The 20141-nt window shown below is 59.2% G+C and carries 16 protein-coding genes; 14 read left to right on the top strand and 2 right to left on the bottom strand.

Features of this window, described 5'->3' with window-relative positions; genetic code table 11:
* The first annotated feature begins 40 nt into the window (after window positions 1-40).
* From ACP7A4_RS15990 to ACP7A4_RS16055, 14 genes are all read left to right on the top strand, one after another.
* Window positions 41-1711, top strand: coding sequence for a response regulator (locus tag ACP7A4_RS15990; RefSeq protein WP_059763398.1), 1671 nt, complete (start codon window positions 41-43; stop codon window positions 1709-1711).
* A gap of 1466 nt (window positions 1712-3177) precedes the next feature.
* Window positions 3178-3726, top strand: a complete 549-nt coding sequence (locus tag ACP7A4_RS15995) for a methyl-accepting chemotaxis protein (RefSeq protein ID WP_371260631.1) — start codon at window positions 3178-3180, stop codon at window positions 3724-3726.
* 123 nt (window positions 3727-3849) lie between these two features.
* Window positions 3850-5622, top strand: coding sequence for a protein-disulfide reductase DsbD (locus tag ACP7A4_RS16000; protein WP_426247765.1), 1773 nt, complete (start codon window positions 3850-3852; stop codon window positions 5620-5622).
* Window positions 5623-5752: 130 nt separating this feature from the next.
* Window positions 5753-6208: a type II 3-dehydroquinate dehydratase gene (aroQ, locus tag ACP7A4_RS16005; protein WP_019408789.1), complete on the top strand. Its 456-nt coding sequence runs from the start codon at window positions 5753-5755 to the stop codon at window positions 6206-6208.
* A gap of 25 nt (window positions 6209-6233) precedes the next feature.
* On the top strand, window positions 6234-6692 hold the full coding sequence (accB, locus tag ACP7A4_RS16010) for an acetyl-CoA carboxylase biotin carboxyl carrier protein (RefSeq protein ID WP_003439221.1): 459 nt from the start codon (window positions 6234-6236) through the stop codon (window positions 6690-6692).
* Window positions 6693-6709: 17 nt separating this feature from the next.
* Window positions 6710-8071 (top strand): acetyl-CoA carboxylase biotin carboxylase subunit, encoded by a 1362-nt coding sequence (gene accC, locus ACP7A4_RS16015; RefSeq protein ID WP_426247766.1) that lies wholly within the window; start codon window positions 6710-6712, stop codon window positions 8069-8071.
* A gap of 250 nt (window positions 8072-8321) precedes the next feature.
* Complete coding sequence (gene prmA / locus ACP7A4_RS16020; protein ID WP_059763401.1) at window positions 8322-9200, top strand: 50S ribosomal protein L11 methyltransferase; 879 nt, start codon at window positions 8322-8324, stop codon at window positions 9198-9200.
* A 30-nt stretch (window positions 9201-9230) separates the two neighbouring features.
* Window positions 9231-10475 (top strand): DUF3426 domain-containing protein, encoded by a 1245-nt coding sequence (locus ACP7A4_RS16025; protein WP_426247767.1) that lies wholly within the window; start codon window positions 9231-9233, stop codon window positions 10473-10475.
* A 174-nt stretch (window positions 10476-10649) separates the two neighbouring features.
* A complete protein-coding gene (dusB, locus tag ACP7A4_RS16030) occupies window positions 10650-11663 on the top strand; it encodes a tRNA dihydrouridine synthase DusB (RefSeq protein ID WP_048364362.1) in 1014 nt (337 codons plus the stop codon).
* Window positions 11660-11980: a DNA-binding transcriptional regulator Fis gene (fis, locus tag ACP7A4_RS16035; RefSeq protein ID WP_019408796.1), complete on the top strand. Its 321-nt coding sequence runs from the start codon at window positions 11660-11662 to the stop codon at window positions 11978-11980. Before dusB ends, fis begins: the two co-directional genes overlap by 4 nt.
* Before the next feature lie 81 nt (window positions 11981-12061).
* Window positions 12062-13669, top strand: a complete 1608-nt coding sequence (gene purH, locus ACP7A4_RS16040; RefSeq protein ID WP_059763404.1) for a bifunctional phosphoribosylaminoimidazolecarboxamide formyltransferase/IMP cyclohydrolase — start codon at window positions 12062-12064, stop codon at window positions 13667-13669.
* A gap of 178 nt (window positions 13670-13847) precedes the next feature.
* Window positions 13848-15146 (top strand): phosphoribosylamine--glycine ligase, encoded by a 1299-nt coding sequence (gene purD / locus ACP7A4_RS16045; RefSeq protein ID WP_059763405.1) that lies wholly within the window; start codon window positions 13848-13850, stop codon window positions 15144-15146.
* A 98-nt stretch (window positions 15147-15244) separates the two neighbouring features.
* Window positions 15245-18022 carry a hybrid sensor histidine kinase/response regulator gene (locus ACP7A4_RS16050; protein ID WP_059763406.1) on the top strand — a complete coding sequence of 926 codons (2778 nt, stop codon included), beginning with the start codon at window positions 15245-15247 and terminating at the stop codon, window positions 18020-18022.
* An 81-nt stretch (window positions 18023-18103) separates the two neighbouring features.
* Window positions 18104-18700, top strand: a complete 597-nt coding sequence (locus ACP7A4_RS16055) for a MarC family protein (protein ID WP_048364366.1) — start codon at window positions 18104-18106, stop codon at window positions 18698-18700.
* Between the two features lie 48 nt (window positions 18701-18748).
* Here the strand turns inward: ACP7A4_RS16055 and ACP7A4_RS16060 are convergent, their stop codons facing one another.
* Both ACP7A4_RS16060 and ACP7A4_RS16065 read right to left on the bottom strand, forming a co-directional pair.
* Complete coding sequence (locus ACP7A4_RS16060) at window positions 18749-19363, bottom strand: hypothetical protein (protein WP_203303011.1); 615 nt, start codon at window positions 19361-19363, stop codon at window positions 18749-18751.
* A 14-nt stretch (window positions 19364-19377) separates the two neighbouring features.
* Window positions 19378-20121 (bottom strand): hypothetical protein, encoded by a 744-nt coding sequence (locus ACP7A4_RS16065; RefSeq protein ID WP_426247768.1) that lies wholly within the window; start codon window positions 20119-20121, stop codon window positions 19378-19380.
* Between the last annotated feature and the right edge of the window lie 20 nt (window positions 20122-20141).

Raw genomic sequence — 20141 nt, forward strand, 5'->3', positions numbered from 1 at the left:
AGTCGAACCTCAGCATGCCCCCTCACGAAGCAGTCAGGATATGACCGAGCAAGAAGACCCTAGCCGCGAGCGCCTAAAGAACCACTTTGCCCAACGGGTCATCCACCAGGCACGTCAAATTCTTGAGATCTGGCAACGCTTGCAGGGCAACGAGTGGTCCCCGCCAGACCTGGCCGAACTCAGCGAGGCGAATCAACGCCTGCTGCGCTTTGCCGAACGCTTTGAACAACCCGAGCACTCACAACTGGCGCGCGCCATCAGCGACGCACTGCAACACATTGATGCCAATGGTGGGCGGTTGAGCAGCACGCTGATTAGCGACCTCAACCGTTTGATGCAGCGCCTGTCGCGTACCGGTTTGCGCCACGGCGATCAACTGGAGCAGACGTTCCTGCCGCCGCTGCGCAAACCCGTCTACATCTTGTTGCAAGACCTTGACCGTGCTGAACGGCTGGCTAAACAGCTGGATTTCTTCGGCCTGGGCGCGCAATCAATCACCAGCGTCAAAGCGTTTCGCAGTGCGATGGTCGAACGCTTGCCGGCCGCGATTGTGATGGACGTGGACTTCAGTGGCGCAAACCTGGGCCTGGAGCTGGCGGCACAAGCCCAATTGGGCCTGGAGCAAAAGCTGCCCCTGTTATTTTTCAGCCTGCACGAAACCGACACCCCGACCCGTCTGGCGGCTGTGCGCGCAGGCGGGCAAGAGTTTCTGACCGGCACCCTCGAAGCCTCCAGCCTGATGGAAAAAATCGAGGTCCTGACCTGCGTGGCGCAGTACGAACCGTACAAAGTGCTGATCATCGACGATTCAAGGGCGCAAGCGCTGCACACCGAACGCCTGCTCAACAGCGCCGGCATCGTCACCCGCACCCTCATCGAACCGATTCAGGCGATGGCTGAACTGGCGGATTTCCAGCCCGACCTGATCATCCTCGACATGTACATGCCCGCCTGCACCGGCACCGAACTGGCCAAGGTGATCCGCCACAATGATCGCTACGTCAGCGTGCCGATCATTTACTTGTCGGCCGAAGACGACCTGGACAAGCAACTGGACGCCATGAGCGAGGGCGGCGACGACTTTTTGACCAAGCCCATCAAGCCGCGCCATTTGATTACCACCGTGCGCAACCGGGCTGCCCGTGCGCGGCACCTTAAAGCGCGCATGGTGCGTGACAGCCTCACCGGCCTGTACAACCACACTCACATCCTGCAACTGCTCGAAGACTGCACCTTTCGCGCACGCCGCGAAGACCGTCCGCTGAGCTTTGCGATGATCGACATCGACCATTTCAAACGGGTCAACGACTCCTACGGCCACCCAATGGGCGACCGCGTGATCAAAAGCCTGGCGCTGTTTCTCAAACAACGCCTGCGCAAGACCGATTTCATTGGCCGTTACGGCGGCGAGGAATTCGCCATCGTCATGCCTGACACGGACCAGGAGGCCGCGCACAAGGTGCTGAACACCATTCGCCAGCGCTTTGCCGAAATCCATTACCCGGCGCAGCCCACCGATCTGTGCTGCACGTTCAGCGCAGGCGTGGTTGAACTCAAGGGCGACACTGACGGCCTGATCATGGCCTCGCAGGCGGACGAAGCGCTGTACCGCGCCAAAAATAATGGACGCAATCTGGTCGAGCGCTACCACCCGGCAAGGCCAATTGCCACTATTTGCATGGAATTGCAGGATTCCGTCACATCGCTGTAACGCCAGTGCAATAACTTCAGCCGCTTCTCAATGCGTCGTAGGCAAAATCCCACATGCGCCTGAAGCTGCTTACCAACCTCAATACTGCGTTGCTGGTCGCCGTCTGCCTCGCTCTCGGCGCTACGTTGTGGTGGTCGCAACACGCGCTGGAGCGGCCATTTTTATTGATGGAGCGTTACGTCAACCTGTCACAGCAGTTCCAGAATCAGGTCGCGCGCAATATTGAAGATTACTTGGCCAGCGGCGATGCCCTGCGTTTAAGCGATGCCACGACGGCGCTCGACACGCTGAAAACCGAGTTAGGCCCCTTACCGCCCGCACTGGCCAGCGCCTTGCGCCCCAGCCTTGAAAGCCTGAGCGCCTACAGCAACAGCGAGCTACTGGCGGCGGGCAAATTGGCCGGCGACCCGCAAGCGTTGCTGATTCAGGCCGAGCGCGAGCTAGGCGCCACTCTGGAGCAACTCGCCCAGTACGCCAGCCAAAGCTCTGCACCCGCCGCGCAGGACTATTTAAGCCCTCTGGTTGAGGCGTTTCAGCACGTGGCCAAGCTATCGCTGAGCCGCGAAAAGCTCGTGAGCAGCGGGCGCAGTGAACTGGCTTCTGATGTGGAACGCGAACTGACAACTCTCCAGGCTCAAGCCCACACCCTCGACGCACTGCCCTTGCTCGGCGTCAGTGCCAAAAGCGCCTCGGCCAGCGATGATTTTGCCGCCCTGATGGGGCTTGAGTCCCAACAGAGCGGGCAAGCAGAGGACGCTGCTGTCAGCCTCAAGCGCGAGCTCAATAACCTGCTCAATCGCTACCCTGGCGAACTTAAACGCACGCAAACACAAATCGAGCAACGCACACAACTGGCCGCAGCCACCCATGTGAAACTGGACGCGGTGCAACAGGCCATTGCCGGGCTTGAGCCGGTGGTGCGCGCCGAACACGGGCAGATCCAGCAAGAAGTGCGGTTGATTCAAGCCGTGATGATTGCCCTCATCCTGCTGATCGCGCTGTTGATCGACACCCTGCAACGCAAGCTGGCCAAGGTACTGACGCACCTGGCGCCAATGCTCGGGACGTGGGCGCAAGGGGACTTCAGCCGCGATATTCAACTGGGCAACACCAACCGCGAGTTGCACGACATTCAGGCTTCACTCAATCGGCTGCGCACGTATCTGGTCAATCTGGTCGGCACCTTGCGCGTAAACGCCGAACAAGTGGCGGGCAGCAGCCAAGCCTTGGCCGAACTGAGCAACGGGCTGCACAGTGGCGCCGAACGGCAAGCGGGGGACACGGCTCAAATCCGCGATGCGCTGGGCGAGTTGGAAGCCACGATTTCTCAGGTCGCAGGGGACGCCAGCCAAGCGGCCGATGCCAGCCGCAGTGCCGGACTGGCCGTGGCGCAGGGTCAGCGCGTGATCGGTCAAAGCCTGACCGGCCTGCATGCGCTGGTGGGCGAGGTGCAAGGCAACGCGCAAATGATCGAGCAGTTGGCCGAAGAGTCCGCAACGATTGGCGGCGTGTTGACGGTGATTCGTTCGATTGCCGACCAAACCAACCTGTTGGCGCTCAACGCCGCGATTGAAGCCGCCCGCGCAGGCGAGATGGGCCGCGGATTTGCCGTGGTGGCCGAAGAAGTGCGCACCTTGGCGCAGCGCACAGCTGGCGCCACCGGGGAAATTCAAACCTTGATCGGCGGGCTGCAAGCAGCCGCGCGCCAATCGGTAGAAGGCATGCGCGCCCAAGTGGTACACGCTCAGGCGACGGCACAACAGGCTCAGGCAGCGGACGGCGCACTGGATGAAATCGTCGAGGCGATTGCCACCATCGCGGACACCGCTGTGCGCATTGCCGACGTCACCGCACAGCAGAGTGGCGCGGTCAGTGAGATCCGCGATCACAGTGAGCGTATTCACCAATTGGGCGATGACAACCTGCAACGCATCGGCCAGGGCCGTGATCAGGGCGAACGTTTGCTGGTGCTGGGCGGCGAGCTGAACGCCGCCGTGCAAGCGTTTCGGGTGTGACCCCGCAGGCAGCGCCCGACTGCAAAAAGCCTGTAACGGCTACAGGTGTGCGTGCTCGAAGCTGACCTGCACAGTGTTTCTCAGTCCGTTATCATGGCCGCACGTTTGATTTGCGAGATCACTATGCGCCGCCTGCTTTTGCTTATGTGTTTACTCTTCGCCGTGCCAGCCCTGGGCGCGGGGTTGCTGGATAACCGACCCAGCGCCACGCTGGGGGCGATCAATAACAGCCGCGATTTCCTGCCGGTCAGCGAGGCGTTCAAGCTCAACCTGATCCAGAGCACCCCAGAAAACATCAAGCTGCGCTTTGTACCGACCGACGGTTATTACCTGTACCAACACCGTTTCGCCTTCAAGGCCGAGCCAGCCGATGTGGCTCTTGGCCCGGTGCAATTGCCGCCTGGCGAACCCAAGCATGATGAGTATTTCGGCGATGTGCAGGTCTATCACGGCATCGTTGACGTGGACGTGCCACGCCCAGCCAACGATCCGCGGGCGTTCACGCTGGTGGTCACCTATCAAGGCTGCGCCGACAAGGGCTTGTGCTACCCGCCCGAAACCGTACGCCTAAATATTGAAGGCACGCCAGCCGCCGACGCCGCCACTCCCGGCGCCCCTACTGCATCCTGGAGCTGGCGCGAACTGGCGATCTTTTTCCTGGCGGGGCTGGGCCTGACCTTTACCCCGTGCGTGCTGCCAATGCTGCCGATTCTGTCGGGGGTGGTGTTGCGCGGCCAGGTCGGCGGGTGGCGCGGTTTCAGCCTGTCGCTGGCTTACGTGCTGCCAATGGCTGCCTGCTTTGCCCTGCTCGGCGCGCTGATGGGCATGTTCGGCGCTCAGCTCAATCTGCAAGCACGCTTGCAGTCCGCCTGGGTGCTGGTGCCGTTCGCGATGTTTTTTGCAGTGTTTGCGCTGGCGATGTTTGGGGTGTTCGAACTCAAACTGCCACGCGCCCTCAGCAATCGCCTGGACCGTGTGGCCAATAACACCCAAGGCGGCTCGTTGTGGGGCGCCGCCGTACTGGGCGTGGTCTCCAGCTTGCTGGTATCGCCCTGCGTGTCGGCGCCGCTGGCCGGTGCGCTGCTGTATATCAGCGCCAGTGGCGATGCATTGGGCGGCGGCTTGAAGTTGCTCGTGTTAGGGCTGGGCATGGGCACTCCGCTGGTGATCGTCGCCACCGGCGGCGCGGCCTGGCTGCCTAAAAGCGGACCGTGGCTGGTCACGGTGAAAAATGCCATTGGCGTGTTGCTGCTGGGCTTGGCCATCGGCCTGCTCAGCCGCGTTCTGCCCGGCCCGGCCACCTTGCTGTTGGTCGGCTTTCTGGCCGCCGGGGTGAGCCTGTTTCTCGGCACGCTGGAGTTTATCGACAAGTCCCCTCGCCAGCGTCTTGCGCAATTGGTGGGCCTGTTCCTGCTGGTTTACGCGCTCATGTGTTGGTATGGCGCATTAAGCGGCCAGGGCGATCCCCTCAAACCTGGACCTGGCCAGACCCCTAGCGCAACCCAGGGCAGCGCCGCACAACCCGCCAGCCAATGGCTCACCGTCAGCACCCCGGCACAGCTTGACGCCGCACTGGCCCAAGCCAAAGCCGCAGGGCAACCGCTGTTGCTCGACTGGTACGCCGACTGGTGCATCAGCTGCAAAGTGATTGAGCACGAGGTGCTGAACAACTCGCGTGTGCTGGATTTACTCAAAGGCTATCAACTGGTGCGTTTCGACATCACCGCCAGCAACCCTGAGCAACGCGCCCTGCTCGACCGCTACCAACTGTTCGGGCCTCCTGCACTGATGTTCTTTGACAAAAAGGGCTCAGAAATCAGTGACCAACGGGTCATTGGCGAGATCAATGCACAAGACTTCGCCGAACGTGTCGTCAAGGCGAATGACCAGATCTAGCACCTGAGTCACAAACTTTGCGCGAACATCGGTCATCGTGCTGGCTATTGCAGTTAACTGGACAGCGATTATGCTTTTGGGCATAGTCGCCCGGCACTGACAACTGCGCACAGATAATAAGGAACAGCACATGGCGACTTTCCTGGTGCTACACGGCCCCAACTTGAACTTGCTCGGCACCCGCGAGCCGGGCGTCTACGGCGCCACGACGCTGGCGCAGATCAATCAGGATCTGGAACAACGGGCCCGCGAAGCCGGTCACCATTTGCTCTACCTGCAAAGCAATGCCGAGTATGAATTGATCGACCGGATTCACGCTGCACGCGACGAAGGCGTGGATTTTATTTTGATCAACCCGGCGGCGTTCACCCACACCAGCGTGGCATTACGTGACGCGCTGCTGGCGGTGAGCATCCCATTCATCGAAGTGCATTTGTCTAACGTGCACAAACGCGAACCTTTCCGCCATCACTCCTACTTCTCCGACGTTGCGGTAGGTGTGATCTGCGGCCTTGGCGCCAGCGGTTATCGACTGGCCTTGGAGGCCGCCCTGGAACAGCTTGAACTACAAGCTAAACGCCCCTGACCGACCCATTGGGAGTTGACGATTCATGGATATCCGTAAAGTTAAGAAACTGATCGAACTGCTGGAAGAGTCCGGCATCGACGAGCTGGAAATTAAAGAAGGCGAAGAGTCGGTACGCATCAGCCGCCACAGCAAGACTCCTGCTCAGCAGTTCTACGCCCCGGCTCCAATGCAAGCGCCTGCCGCAGCGCCAGTGGCTGTTGCTCCGGTTGCCACCGTGACTGAAGCCCCTGCTGCACCAAAACTGAACGGTTTTGTGGTCAAGTCGCCAATGGTCGGTACGTTCTACCGCACCCCGGCACCTACCTCACCTGCCTTCGTTGAAGTGGGCCAGACCGTCAAGGTCGGCGACACCATTTGCATCGTTGAAGCGATGAAGATGATGAACCACATCACCGCTGAAAAAGCCGGTGTTATCGAGTCCATCCTGGTAGAAAACGGTCAGCCGGTTGAGTTCGACCAACCGCTGTTCACCATCGTTTGAACCACGGGGAGCCAACGATGTTGAAGCCTCAGAAGAAGCTGGAAAAAGTCCTGATCGCCAACCGTGGCGAGATTGCTTTGCGCATCCTGCGGGCGTGCAAAGAAATGGGGATCAAGACGGTCGCGGTGTACTCAACTGCCGACAAAGAGCTGATGCACCTGGGCCTGGCTGACGAAACCGTCTGCATTGGTCCGGCACCGGCCAACCTGTCTTACCTGCACATTCCGGCCATCATCGCGGCCGCTGAAGTGACCGGCGCCACGGCGATTCACCCAGGCTATGGCTTTTTGGCTGAAAACGCCGATTTTGCCGAGCAAGTCGAAAAATCCGGCTTTGCCTTCATCGGCCCTAAAGCTGACACCATTCGCCTGATGGGCGACAAGGTATCGGCCAAGCACGCCATGATTGCTGCGGGTGTACCTACGGTTCCAGGTTCTGACGGCCCACTGCCTGAAGACGAAGAAACCGCGCTGCGTATCGGCCGTGAAGTCGGCTACCCGGTGATCATCAAAGCCGCTGGCGGCGGCGGTGGTCGCGGCATGCGCGTTGTACACCGCGAAGAAGACCTGATCGAAGCGGCCAAGCAGACTCGCGAAGAAGCGGGCGCCTGGTTCAGCAACCCGATAGTCTACCTCGAAAAATACCTGACCAACCCACGTCACGTGGAAGTTCAGGTTATTTCTGATGGCCAGGGCAATGCGATCCACCTGGGCGACCGCGATTGCTCGCTGCAACGTCGTCACCAGAAGGTACTCGAAGAAGCGCCCGCACCGGGCATCGACGAAACCGCACGCGCCGAAGTGCTGGCTCGCTGCGTAAAAGCATGCGTGGACATCAACTACCGTGGCGCGGGCACCTTCGAGTTCCTGTACGAAAATGGTCGCTTCTACTTCATCGAGATGAACACTCGCGTGCAAGTAGAGCACCCGGTGTCCGAAATGGTCACTGGCATCGACATCGTTAAAGAGATGTTGAGCATCGCCGCCGGTAACAAGCTGTCCTTCACCCAGGCTGACGTGAACATTCACGGTCACTCGCTGGAATGCCGGATCAACGCTGAAGACCCGGCGACGTTCATGCCCAGCCCTGGCATGGTCAAGCACTTCCACGCACCGGGTGGCAATGGCGTTCGCGTCGACTCGCACCTGTACAGCGGCTACAAGGTTCCGTCCAACTACGACTCCCTGATCGGCAAGCTGATCACGTGGGGTTCGACCCGTGATGAAGCCATGGCGCGCATGCGCAATGCCCTGGACGAAATCGTGGTCGACGGGATCAAAACCAACATCCCGCTGCACCGCGATCTGGTGAATGACGAAGGCTTCTGCAAAGGCGGCGTCAACATTCACTACCTGGAACACAAACTGGCTAACCAGTAAGTTTGTGCCCTGATCAACAAAGCCGCTTTCGAGCGGCTTTGTTGTGTCTGGCAAGCGCAAAAACCGCAGGCTGCGATCTGTTGAGCGTTAAAGGATCGCAGCCTGCGCCAGCGTCTACCCATATTCTGCGATTACCGTCAGCAGCGTTTTTCATCGCTTTTGATTACCCGTCACGCCCCCTGCTCGCGTAAACTTGCGCGCTTCTCGCAGCCCGACGGCTGCACACTTCTATTTTTCAAAGGTGCCCGCCATGCCTTGGCTGCAAGTACGCCTCGCCATCAGCCCGGAACAAGCCGAAACCTACGAAGACGCGTTCCTCGAAGTCGGTGCCGTTTCGGTCACGTTCATGGATGCCGAAGACCAACCGATCTTCGAACCTGAACTCAACACCACACCACTGTGGTCGCACACCCATTTGCTGGCACTGTTCGAGGGCGGCACCGAAGCCGAACTCGTGCTGTCCCATCTGGCACTGCTGACCGGCTCACCACTGCCAGAACACCACGCCGAAGTCATCGAAGACCAGGACTGGGAGCGCAGCTGGATGGACAACTTCCACCCGATGCGTTTCGGTCAGCGCCTGTGGATCGTGCCAAGCTGGCACGCTGCACCGGAGCCGGGCGCGGTGAACCTGCTGCTTGACCCGGGCCTGGCCTTCGGCACTGGCACCCACCCCACGACCGCGCTGTGCCTTGAGTGGCTCGACGGCCAGGACCTCAAGGACTGCAACGTGCTGGACTTCGGTTGCGGCTCGGGCATTTTGGCCATTGCGGCCCTGCTGCTGGGCGCCAAAGAAGCCGTCGGCACCGACATTGACGTGCAGGCGCTCGAAGCCTCCCGCGACAACGCCGGGCGCAACAACATCGACCCAGCCCTGTTCCCGCTGTACCTGCCGCAAGACTTGCCGCAAGTACAGGCTGACGTGCTGGTCGCCAACATTCTGGCTGGACCGCTGGTCGCACTGGCGCCACAACTGTCCAGCCTGGTGAAACCGGGTGGCCGCCTGGCACTCTCCGGCATCCTCGCCGAACAAGGCGATGAAGTGGCCGCGGCCTACGCTCAGGACTTTGATCTGGACCCTATCGCCAATCGCGATGGCTGGGTGCGCATCAGTGGTCGTCGGCGCTAGAATGCACGCCTGTCTAACCCGGATGGCCGCATGAGCGATAGCTTCGTAACACAGTGCCCCCATTGCCAAACCAGCTTTCGCGTCAGCCATTCTCAATTGAGCATGGCCCGTGGAGTGGTGCGCTGTGGCGCCTGCCTGCAAGTGTTCAATGCCGCACAGCAATTGCTCAACAAGAGCACTGAAACAGAGCAGCAGCCTGTCGCTGCCGCCCCTGTTGCTGTCGTGCCCGAGGCCGTCGAGCCACCCGCCAGGCCCGAGCCTATCAGCCAGACGCAATGGCAGGCAGGCGAACTCGACCTCGAGCATCTGGATCTGGACAAAGAGCTGGCCAAGCTTGAGGAGCTGGAAATTCAGCCCAGCAAAAGCTTTGGCCAGCCGCACACACCTAAAGAAGACACGCTGAGTGCGCACCGCGAAAGCGCCACCGGCGAAGACAACCCTTGGCCCGACAGCCTGTTCAGCGATTCGGCCGCAGAGCGCGCCGACACCTTGGCATTGGCGCAAACACCGGCTGAGCCTAGCAAACCCGGTCGCACCGAGCCGTCACTGTCACGCGATCTCGACGAGTCCGATGACACGCCGCCCCTTGAGCATTCGCTGCAAGAGGAGCAAGAGCCGCCGCTGATGCCTATGTCCGCTGTGGATGACGATGACGACGACGACGACGAGCCAATCGCCGCGCCGTCTGTCACCAAGGGCAAACGCAAGCGTAACGAGCCGGGTGTACGCGAAGAACTGCTCCAGGACTTGGTGGATGACCCGCTGCAACTGGATTGGCAAAAGCGCAGTACGCCGTGGGGCAAGCGTCTGCTGTGGCTATTGCTGGCGTTATTGGCTGGCGCCGCACTGGCCGGGCAATACATCGCGGGCCACTTCGAAGAGCTGGCCCGACAAGACCGGTATCGCCCGCTGTTTCAGCAACTGTGCCCGACGCTCGGCTGCACCGTGCCGTCCAAAGTCGACATTGATCGCATCAAAAGCAGCAACCTGGTGGTGCGCAGCCACCCTGAGTTCACCGGTGCGCTGGTGGTGGACGCGATCCTGTACAACCGCGCGCCGTTCTCGCAACCCTTCCCGCTGCTGGAACTGCGCTTCGCTGACCTGAACGGCAAAATGATCGCCAGTCGTCGCTTCAAACCCGGCGAATACTTGAGCGGCGACTTGGCCAAACAAGCCGAAATGCCGCCCCAGACGCCAATCCATATCGCCCTGGACATCCTCGATCCAGGTCCGAAAGCCGTTAACTACAGCCTGAGTTTTCATTCCCCGGAATGATCCCCTGCGCGCCTGGTGGCAAACGACACGCCTGAAGGTTGTCGTTTGCCATTGGCTTTATGCCTAAATTGTTCAAAAAACATCCAACCCAGCCTTTATCCAGTCATCGAGAGCGGGTATCATGCCAACCCTTTTTCGAACTCCCAAGATCCGGCCCCACAACAGGGAAGTCCTATGTCGGCGGTACGCATCGGCCCATATACATTGCACAACGGTTTGATTCTCGCCCCGATGGCGGGGGTCACCGACCAGCCCTTTCGTCAGCTTTGTCGACGGATGGGCGCAGGCCTGGTTGTTTCGGAAATGGTCACCAGTGACATGAGTCTCTGGAACAGTCGTAAATCGCGCCTGCGCATGATTCACGACGGTGATCCCGAGCCGCGCTCGGTACAGATCGCCGGCGGTGATGCGCAAATGCTCGCAGACGCCGCCAGGGCCAATGTGGAACTGGGCGCACAGATCATTGATATCAATATGGGTTGCCCGGCAAAAAAGGTCTGCAACAAGGCCGCCGGTTCCGCCTTATTGAAAGACGAAGCATTGGTGAACGAGATCCTGCAAGCCGTTGTGGCTGCGGTTGATGTGCCGGTCACCCTGAAAATCCGTACCGGCTGGGACCGGGACAACAAAAACGGCCTGACGGTGGCCAAGATCGCCGAGCAGGCAGGCATCACAGCACTGGCGGTACACGGCAGAACCCGTGCCGACCTTTACACCGGCGAAGCCGAATACGACACCATCGCCGCGATCAAGCAGGCCGTGTCGATACCGGTCTTTGCCAACGGCGACATCGATTCACCCCACAAAGCCCGGCATGTGTTGCACGCGACCGGCGCTGATGGACTATTAATTGGCAGGGCGGCTCAAGGGCGGCCCTGGATTTTCCGCGAAGTTGATCATTTTCTGCGAACCGGCCAGCTGTTGCCGGCACCGCCGATGAGCGAAGTGGAACGTATTCTGCTAGAGCATCTGGCCGCCTTGCATGCCTTCTATGGGGAGGTATTGGGCGTACGCATTGCCCGCAAGCATGTCGGCTGGTATCTCGCAACCTTGCCGGGCGCCAAGGAGTTTCGCGCCCACTTCAATCGTTTAGAAGACACGGAAGCACAATGCGCCAACGTTCAGGCGTTTTTCGCCGAACGACACAAGAGCCTGGGGACAGGGGACGAAGGATGGGTGGCCGCATGACGATGATGACCGAGACATTAGTGAGTGGAACAACGCCCGTGAGCGACAACGTCAATTTGAAACAGCACCTCAATACGCCGAGCGAAGAAGGCCAGACCCTTCGCGGGAGTGTCGAAAAGGCGCTGCACAACTATTTCGCCCACCTGGAGGGCGCTGAAGTCACGGACGTATACAACCTGGTACTTTCCGAAGTCGAGGCCCCCCTGCTCGAGTGCGTCATGAACTACGTCAAGGGCAACCAGACCAAAGCCTCCGAGATGCTGGGCCTCAACCGCGGCACGCTGCGCAAAAAACTCAAACAGTACGATCTGCTGTAAGCATTCAATCAAACCTGAAAGGCGTCCTCGTAAAACGGGCCGCCTTTTTTGCTGACTCCTTTGCTTTTGATGGAAATCGAGATGACCGATCAGACTACCCGCCTGCCGATCCGCCGCGCTTTAATCAGCGTTTCCGACAAAACCGGAATCCTTGATTTCGCCCGTGAACTGGAAGCCCTCGGCGTCGAGATCCTGTCCACTGGCGGTACGTTCAAGTTGCTGCAAGACAACGGCGTGGCCGCAGTTGAAGTCGCCGATTACACCGGCTTCGCGGAAATGATGGACGGTCGGGTGAAAACCCTGCATCCCAAAATCCACGGCGGCATCCTGGGCCGTCGCGGCATTGACGACGACATCATGAACGAGCACGGCATCAAGCCGATCGACCTGGTAGCGGTCAACCTCTACCCGTTCGAAGCCACCATCAACAAGCCGGGTTGCGACCTGCCTACCGCCATCGAGAACATCGACATCGGCGGCCCGACCATGGTCCGTTCGGCAGCTAAAAACCACAAAGACGTGGCCATCGTGGTTAACGCCAGCGATTACGCCAACGTGCTGCAAAACCTCAAAGCCGGCGGCCTGACCTACGCTCAGCGTTTCGACCTGATGCTCAAGGCCTTCGAACACACCGCTGCCTACGACGGCATGATCGCCAACTACCTGGGCACCGTGAACCAGGCCGCACAAACCCTGAGCACTGAAGACCGCGGCCTGTTCCCACGCACCTTCAACAGCCAGTTCATCAAGGCGCAAGAAATGCGCTACGGCGAGAACCCGCACCAGAAAGCGGCGTTCTACGTTGAAGCCAAGCCTGCCGAAGTCAGCATCGCTACCGCGACTCAGCTGCAAGGCAAAGAGCTGTCGTTCAACAACGTGGCCGACACCGACGCTGCGCTGGAATGCGTGAAAAGCTTCGTCAAACCGGCGTGTGTGATCGTCAAGCACGCCAACCCGTGCGGCGTAGCCGTCAGCCCGGACGCCGAAGGCGGCATCCGCCAGGCTTACGAACTGGCGTATGCCACCGACACCGAGTCCGCGTTCGGCGGCATCATCGCCTTCAACCGCGAGCTGGACGCCGAAACGGCCAAGGCCATCGTTGAGCGTCAATTCGTTGAAGTCATCATCGCCCCGTCCGTGAGCGCCGAAGCGCGCGCCATCGTCGCCGCCAAAGCCAATGTACGCTTGCTGGCCTGTGGTGAGTGGAGCGCAGATCGCGCACCGGCATGGGACTTCAAGCGCGTCAACGGTGGTTTGCTGGTGCAAAGCCGTGACATCGAAATGATCGGCAGCGAAGACCTCAAAGTCGTCACCCGGCGCGCACCCACCGAGCAAGAGATCAACGACCTGATCTTCGCCTGGAAAGTGGCCAAGTACGTGAAGTCCAATGCCATCGTTTACGCCAAGGGCCGTCAAACCATCGGCGTGGGCGCGGGCCAGATGAGCCGCGTAAACTCGGCGCGCATTGCCGCCATCAAGGCCGAACACGCGGGCCTGCAAGTGCAAGGCGCGGTCATGGCGTCGGACGCTTTCTTCCCGTTCCGTGACGGTATCGACAACGCAGCCAAAGCCGGTATCACGGCCGTGATCCAGCCGGGCGGCTCGATGCGTGACAACGAAGTGATTGCAGCTGCCGATGAAGCGGGTATTGCCATGGTATTCACCGGCATGCGCCACTTCCGTCATTAAGCATTATTGAAGGCGCCGCATAGTCTGTAGCCGCTGCCGCAGGCTGCGATAAGACCCGAAGGGTCTTCAGCGATCTAAACATCCTGCAACCGCTTCGCGGTTGATCGCAGCCTGCGGCAGCGGCTACAGAGCCTGACGTGCGCCCCACAGAATTCAGCGTCATCCGAGGTTTTTTGAAATGAATGTTTTGATCATTGGCAGCGGTGGCCGCGAACACGCACTGGCCTGGAAAGTAGCTCAGGACCCCCGTGTCGCCAAAGTATTCGTTGCCCCAGGCAACGCCGGCACCGCCACCGAAGCCAAGTGCGAGAACGTCGCCATCGACGTGCTGGCCCTTGAACAGTTGGCCGACTTCGCCGAGAAGAACGTTTCCCTGACCATCGTCGGCCCCGAAGTGCCATTGGTAGCGGGCGTGGTCGATCTGTTCCGCGCCCGGGGCCTGGACTGCTTCGGCCCGACCGCTGGCGCTGCCCAGCTCGAAGGCTCGAAGGCGTTCACCAAAGATTTCCTGGCGCGTCACAAGATCCCGACAGCCGACTACCAGAACTTCACCGAAATCGAACCGGCGCTGGCGTATCTGCAAAAAGTCGGCGCGCCAATTGTGATCAAGGCTGATGGCCTGGCCGCCGGTAAAGGCGTCATCGTTGCCATGACCCTGACCGAAGCCGAAGACGCCGTGCGCGACATGCTGGCGGGCAATGCGTTCGGCGATGCCGGTTCGCGCGTGGTGATCGAAGAATTCCTCGACGGCGAAGAAGCCAGTTTCATCGTGATGGTCGACGGCAAGAACGTGTTGCCAATGGCCACCAGCCAGGACCACAAACGCGTTGGCGACGGCGACACCGGGCCCAACACGGGCGGTATGGGTGCTTACTCCCCTGCCCCGGTGGTCACCGCACACGTTCACCAACGTGTGATGGACCTGGTGATCTGGCCGACCGTGCGCGGCATGGCTGAAGAAGGCAATGTCTACACGGGTTTCCTGTACGCAGGGCTGATGATCGACAAAGCTGGCAACCCGAAAGTCATCGAATTCAACTGCCGCTTTGGCGATCCCGAAACCCAACCGGTGATGTTGCGTCTGCAATCGAGCCTGGTGCTGTTGGTTGAAGCCGCACTGGCTCAAGCACTGGACAAGGTGGAAGCACAATGGGACCCGCGCCCCAGCCTGGGTATCGTTTTGGCAGCAGGCGGCTATCCTGGCGACTACGCTAAAGGCGCGGTCATTCACGGACTGGACGCCGCTGCAAAGCTCGAAGGCAAAGTTTTCCACGCAGGCACGGCGCTGAATGCCGCAGGCGAAGTGGTAACCGCCGGTGGTCGCGTGCTGTGTGCAACGGCGATGGGTGACACGGTTCAGGCCGCTCAGGAGCAAGCGTACTCATTGGCCAAAGCCATCGAGTGGGACGGCTGTTTTTATCGTAATGACATTGGCTACCGCGCCATTGCACGCGAACGCGGTGAAAATAAGGAGTAAGCCATCCTTATGGATAGGCAGGGGTGCCAACCCTTGCCTAACTGTTCCAGCGCCGCGCATAGTTATCATTAGGCTTTACTCTACGAAGGGACTTCGCCGTGCGCTGGCTCAGGATCGCCACAGGTTTTATTGTCAGTTTACTGACCGCCATGCTCGTCTTTCTGCCGGCACATGCTGCCCAAGGCAGCAGCTGGTCAGTGCTCTCAGATCCTGAAGGCACTTTGCAAATAGGCGACGTGCGTTCTGCCCGGTTTGCCAATCAATTCAGCCCTGTCGAACTCGATCAGCTTAAAGCGGCTGAAGCGGGCGAAGCGTTATGGGTGCGCTTTCGACTGGTGCCCGACAAACACGAACAAATCCTGCGCGTTTTTGCCCCCGATTTGTCCCGCCTGGACATGTACGTACTTGATGATCAAAAACTGATCAACGAAGTGACGACGGGCAATAATCTGTCCCAAGCCGACAAACCCCTGCCAAGCAGTGACTATATGTTGCCGCTGCCTCAAAGCAGCCACACGCTGGATGTGTACTTGCGCATGGTCTCCGATCATCAATTGCGCCCTTACATCACCCTCGACACGGCGGTGATGCTCGCAGCCAATCAGGGCAGGCCCCTGCTCTATGGTTTGTTACTGGGCTGCATGATGATGCTGGTGCTGCACAACCTCACACGTTTTGCGTTCACCCGCTCCATCAGTAGCCTGTGGCTGGCGGTGTGTGAAGGCTTGCTGCTCAGCAGCTCGGCCTTGTTCCTGAACCTGATAGGGCCTTGGCTGCCCGAGTGGCATGGCGCACAGACGCCGGGGGCGTATCTGGCGCTGCTGTTGACCGCACCGTGCGGCTTGATGTTCGCCTACAGCTTTTTCTCGACCCGTGGCCCGCATCCACTTAACCGCCTGCTGCTAGCCAATATTCTGATCATCAGCCTGGGCGGCTTGCTGCTGCTGTTCATCGACAGCCTGCCCCTGAACCTGATGACCTACGCATTCGTCGCCCTGGCCAGCCTGAGCATTTTGCTGGTCTCGGTGTACCACCTGCAAAAAGGCTATCGCCCCGCGCGCCTGTTCGTGGTGGCCATTGCGATTTTCAATATTGGCACGCTGGTGATTCTGCCCGCCCTCTTGGGCCTGACGCTGATCGCTCCCCAAGAACTGGTTCTGGCGCTGATGGCGATCGTCTGCATCAGTGGTTTTCTGATGAGCCTGGCGTTGAGCGAACGCAACCGCAGCATCACCGAGGATGCGTTCAGCATCAGCCGCGAACTGGCCGCCAGTAATGCCGAGGTCAATGCCAAGGCCGAGTTTTTGGCCAAAATCAGCCACGAGATTCGCACCCCCATGAACGGCGTTCTGGGCATGACCGAGCTGCTGCTTGGCACCCCGCTGTCGGTCAAACAGCGCGATTACGTGCAGACGATCCACAGTGCAGGCAACGAGTTGCTGACACTGATTAACGAAATTCTCGACATCTCCAAACTTGAGTCCGGGCAAATCGAGCTGGACGACGTGCAATTCGATCTCAACGCGCTGATTGACGATTGCCTGAGTATTTTCCGCACCAAGGCCGAACAGCAAAACGTTGAACTCATCAGCTTCATTCAGCCACAAGTGCCGCGCGTCATCAGTGGCGACCCGACTCGCTTGCGGCAAACCCTGCTCAGCCTGCTCGAAAGCGCACTGAAGAAAACCGACGAAGGCGAAATCCTCATCGTGGTTGCCCTCGAAGAGCGAACCGGCCCGCCGCGTCTGCGCATTACGGTTCAGGACTCCGGCCAACCGATGGATGAGCAGGAACGGGATGCACTGCTGCACGCAGAACTGCACAGCAAGAACTTCCTGGCTGCCACTCGCCTGGGCGGTCATCTGGGGTTAGTGATTGCCCGCCAGTTAATCATGTTGATGGGCGGTGAGTTCGGCATTAAACCCGGCCTGAGCAAAGGCAGCAGCTTGTGGATGACCCTGCCTCTTGACCCGCAGCATCTGGAGCACCAGACCTCAGACCTGGACAGCCCGCTCAAAGGGGCACGGGTGCTGGTGGTCGACGACAATGACACCTGCCGCAAAGTCCTGGTGCAGCAATGCACCGCGTGGGGCCTTAACGTCAATGCTGCCGCCTCGGGCAAAGAAGCCTTGGCCTTGCTGCGAACCAAAGCTCACTTGCGCGACTATTTCGACATTGTGTTGCTGGACCAGAACATGCCCGGCATGACTGGCATGCAACTGGCCGCCAAGATCAAGGAAGACCCGAGCCTGAACCACGACATTTTGCTGGTCATGCTGACGGGTATCAGCAATGCCCCCAGCAAGATCATTGCGCGTAACTGCGGGATCAAACGCATCCTGGCAAAACCGGTGGCCGGCTACACCCTCAAAACCACCCTCGCCGATGAACTTAGCCAGCGCAACAAAGGTCATGCCACCAGCAAACCCCAGCCCAGCCACCCGGCATTGCCGACGACGGTGCCGAGCGACTTCCGCATTTTGGTGGCCGAAGACAACAGCATTTCCACCAAAGTTATCCGCGGCATGCTGGGCAAACTGAACTTGCAACCCGACACCGCGTGCAACGGCGCCGAGGCACTGAAGGCCATGAAAGCCGAGCGCTACGACCTGGTGCTGATGGATTGTGAGATGCCCGTGCTGGATGGCTTCTCGGCAACCGAACAACTACGCGCGTGGGAAGTCAGCCATCAACGGGTACGTACACCCGTGGTGGCGCTGACCGCCCATATTCTGGCCGAGCACAAGGACCGCGCCCGCCAGGCGGGGATGGACGGCCACATGGCCAAACCGGTTGAGTTATCGCAGTTGCGCGAACTGGTCGAGTATTGGGTGGCGCAGCGTGAGCTGCGTCAATCTCAGATACAGCCTTCCTAGCTACATTACCTGCAAGCCTGCCGACAGAGTTCCAACTGCCTGATAGACTTTCGGCGCCTTCCTTCGATGTGAGCTCATACCATGCTCCATGTGCTGTTCAGTGTGTATTTGAAGATGCTGGTGCTCTACAGCCCGTTCTTCGTGCTGTCGTGCTTTATCAGCCTGACGCGTGGCTACTCGAACAAGGAACGCCGCCGCCTGGCTTGGAAGGTCGCCCTCGCGACGTTGATTTCCAGCGTGTTGCTGTACTTGTTTGGACGCACGATTTTCAACGTGTTCGGCATCACCGTGGATGCCTTTCGCATCGGCGCCGGCAGCGTGTTGTTCATCTCGGCGCTGGGGATGGCCCAAGGTAAATCAGCCGTACAAACCGACAACGTTCAGCAAGACGTCACCATCGTGCCACTCACTATTCCGTTGACGGTTGGCCCCGGCACCATTGGTGCCTTGCTGGTAATGGGCATCAGCCAGCCGCACTGGGATGACAAGCTGATGGCGATTGTCAGTATTGCCCTGGCAAGCCTGACAGTGGGCGTGGTGCTGTACTTGTCCAACCGGATTGAACGCATCCTGGGTGAGCAAGGCTTGCAGATTGTCAGCCGTTTGATGGGCCTTTTTGTGTGTGCGCTGGCTGCGCAAATTATCTTTACCGGCGTTAAAGGCTACATGGTGCCTTAAACAAAAAACCGCTGCTCAAGCCCTGAAAGCCATAGGCAGCGGTTCTATTTACAGTTCAACCTCTTTAATCATTGTCGCGGCCCACTCACCCACCACCTGCTGCACCTCGGCTCGCTGGCTTTCATAGACCCCCGGTTCGAACAGAAAGCTGCCGCCTTTCGCGTTCAACTGCACAAAACTCAAACCTGGATTAGCCTCTGGAGACGTGCAAGTAAGCTGCAACCCGCACACAAAAATCAGGAACTCGCCGTGGTGTGTCATCTCACACGGAACACATTGATAGCGGGTCGAACGCGCCTCACCTGGAGGGTTCATCAAGTAACTCAAAGCATCTCGCTCCAGGGACAAACCATCAAACATTGCCCCCAGGTGCTCAGCCAGGGGCTGGGTGTTTCCGGTACCCGCGATCTGCACTTGATAATCACGCACCTGGTGAACATTGGAGATCAGTAAAGGCCGCTCGACTATATAAGACGTGAGGGTCAAGCCCAGATTCAACAGCGCATATTGATAATGCGACAACCATGCCCACCCCCCTGTTTCGCCCCCCCGGTTTGCAAACACTTCGGCATACAAAAGGCAGTCCTGAATATCCTGCTTTTCGCCTTCGGGCATGCCCGGGACGAAAACAACAAGCGTGCCTCCAATCATTGTTGCCTTCATGAGTGTGTCACCCCTTAATTTTTTGTTAAGCCCGGCGGCTGGCAAGGAGGCTGTACGCAGGCCCAGGGCATCACGTACTGCTCGGGTTTGTCACCCAGCTTTTTGACCACCGTGCCCCTGAGATTCGCGTAATTACGCCCACTTAACTCATACGAATAGGCTTGAAGGACTAACTTGCTTTCAGAATCGGTCACGAGGGTTTGATTTAAAAAATCCGTGGCCAAAACCGTATGCGTTGTAAAACTTAACATCAGGGTGTGAAGCACTGGCCCCACGCCCATGAGTGCAAACTTCACACACACCTGGAAGCGATCGGGCACGGGGCACTCGGTGCTCTCTAAATGCTCCGTGTGCAAAGGCCGCACGGTCTGCTCGCGCCATACAGCCAATGCGCGTTCTGAAGGTGGCGAGGTCTTGAGCGAGGCGATCAAGGCAACAAAACCCGCCGTGACATCAGCCGTAAAAAGCCCGCCAATTTGGGTCGCTACAACCGCGTCGATGCTTAAAGTCTGTACACCGTCCAGGGAAAAGTAAGGCTCGTTTAATCTGATCCAGTACAGGTTGTCGAGCATCGTTTGACAGGCCCGTTCTCGCTCAACCTGTTGCGCCGCCAGCGAGTATTTGGCCCGTGCACTCAACTGTGCCAACAACAATGAATTTGAAACATCCGCTATTTGCTGTGCGGGGATTACAACCCCGGGCAGCGGCGCTATGACCATGCCTGCATTTACAAAGATTTGTTCAGGTTGTTTGAACATCGGGACGTCCTCGCTGGCCG

Source organism: Pseudomonas sp. TWR3-1-1, from assembly GCF_049896545.1.
GTDB lineage: Bacteria > Pseudomonadota > Gammaproteobacteria > Pseudomonadales > Pseudomonadaceae > Aquipseudomonas > Aquipseudomonas weihenstephanensis.

What these genes read in the sequence shown, in the direction of transcription:
- ACP7A4_RS15990 (WP_059763398.1), top strand. Translation starts at nt 41, where the DNA reads ATGACCGAGCAAGAAGACCCTAGCCGCGAGCGCCTAAAGAACCACTTT.
- ACP7A4_RS15995 (WP_371260631.1), top strand. Translation starts at nt 3,178, where the DNA reads ATGATCGAGCAGTTGGCCGAAGAGTCCGCAACGATTGGCGGCGTGTTG.
- ACP7A4_RS16000 (WP_426247765.1), top strand. Translation starts at nt 3,850, where the DNA reads ATGCGCCGCCTGCTTTTGCTTATGTGTTTACTCTTCGCCGTGCCAGCC.
- aroQ (WP_019408789.1), top strand. Translation starts at nt 5,753, where the DNA reads ATGGCGACTTTCCTGGTGCTACACGGCCCCAACTTGAACTTGCTCGGC.
- accB (WP_003439221.1), top strand. Translation starts at nt 6,234, where the DNA reads ATGGATATCCGTAAAGTTAAGAAACTGATCGAACTGCTGGAAGAGTCC.
- accC (WP_426247766.1), top strand. Translation starts at nt 6,710, where the DNA reads ATGTTGAAGCCTCAGAAGAAGCTGGAAAAAGTCCTGATCGCCAACCGT.
- prmA (WP_059763401.1), top strand. Translation starts at nt 8,322, where the DNA reads ATGCCTTGGCTGCAAGTACGCCTCGCCATCAGCCCGGAACAAGCCGAA.
- ACP7A4_RS16025 (WP_426247767.1), top strand. Translation starts at nt 9,231, where the DNA reads ATGAGCGATAGCTTCGTAACACAGTGCCCCCATTGCCAAACCAGCTTT.
- dusB (WP_048364362.1), top strand. Translation starts at nt 10,650, where the DNA reads ATGTCGGCGGTACGCATCGGCCCATATACATTGCACAACGGTTTGATT.
- fis (WP_019408796.1), top strand. Translation starts at nt 11,660, where the DNA reads ATGACGATGATGACCGAGACATTAGTGAGTGGAACAACGCCCGTGAGC.
- purH (WP_059763404.1), top strand. Translation starts at nt 12,062, where the DNA reads ATGACCGATCAGACTACCCGCCTGCCGATCCGCCGCGCTTTAATCAGC.
- purD (WP_059763405.1), top strand. Translation starts at nt 13,848, where the DNA reads ATGAATGTTTTGATCATTGGCAGCGGTGGCCGCGAACACGCACTGGCC.
- ACP7A4_RS16055 (WP_048364366.1), top strand. Translation starts at nt 18,104, where the DNA reads ATGCTCCATGTGCTGTTCAGTGTGTATTTGAAGATGCTGGTGCTCTAC.
- ACP7A4_RS16060 (WP_203303011.1), bottom strand. Translation starts at nt 19,363, where the DNA reads ATGAAGGCAACAATGATTGGAGGCACGCTTGTTGTTTTCGTCCCGGGC.
- ACP7A4_RS16065 (WP_426247768.1), bottom strand. Translation starts at nt 20,121, where the DNA reads ATGTTCAAACAACCTGAACAAATCTTTGTAAATGCAGGCATGGTCATA.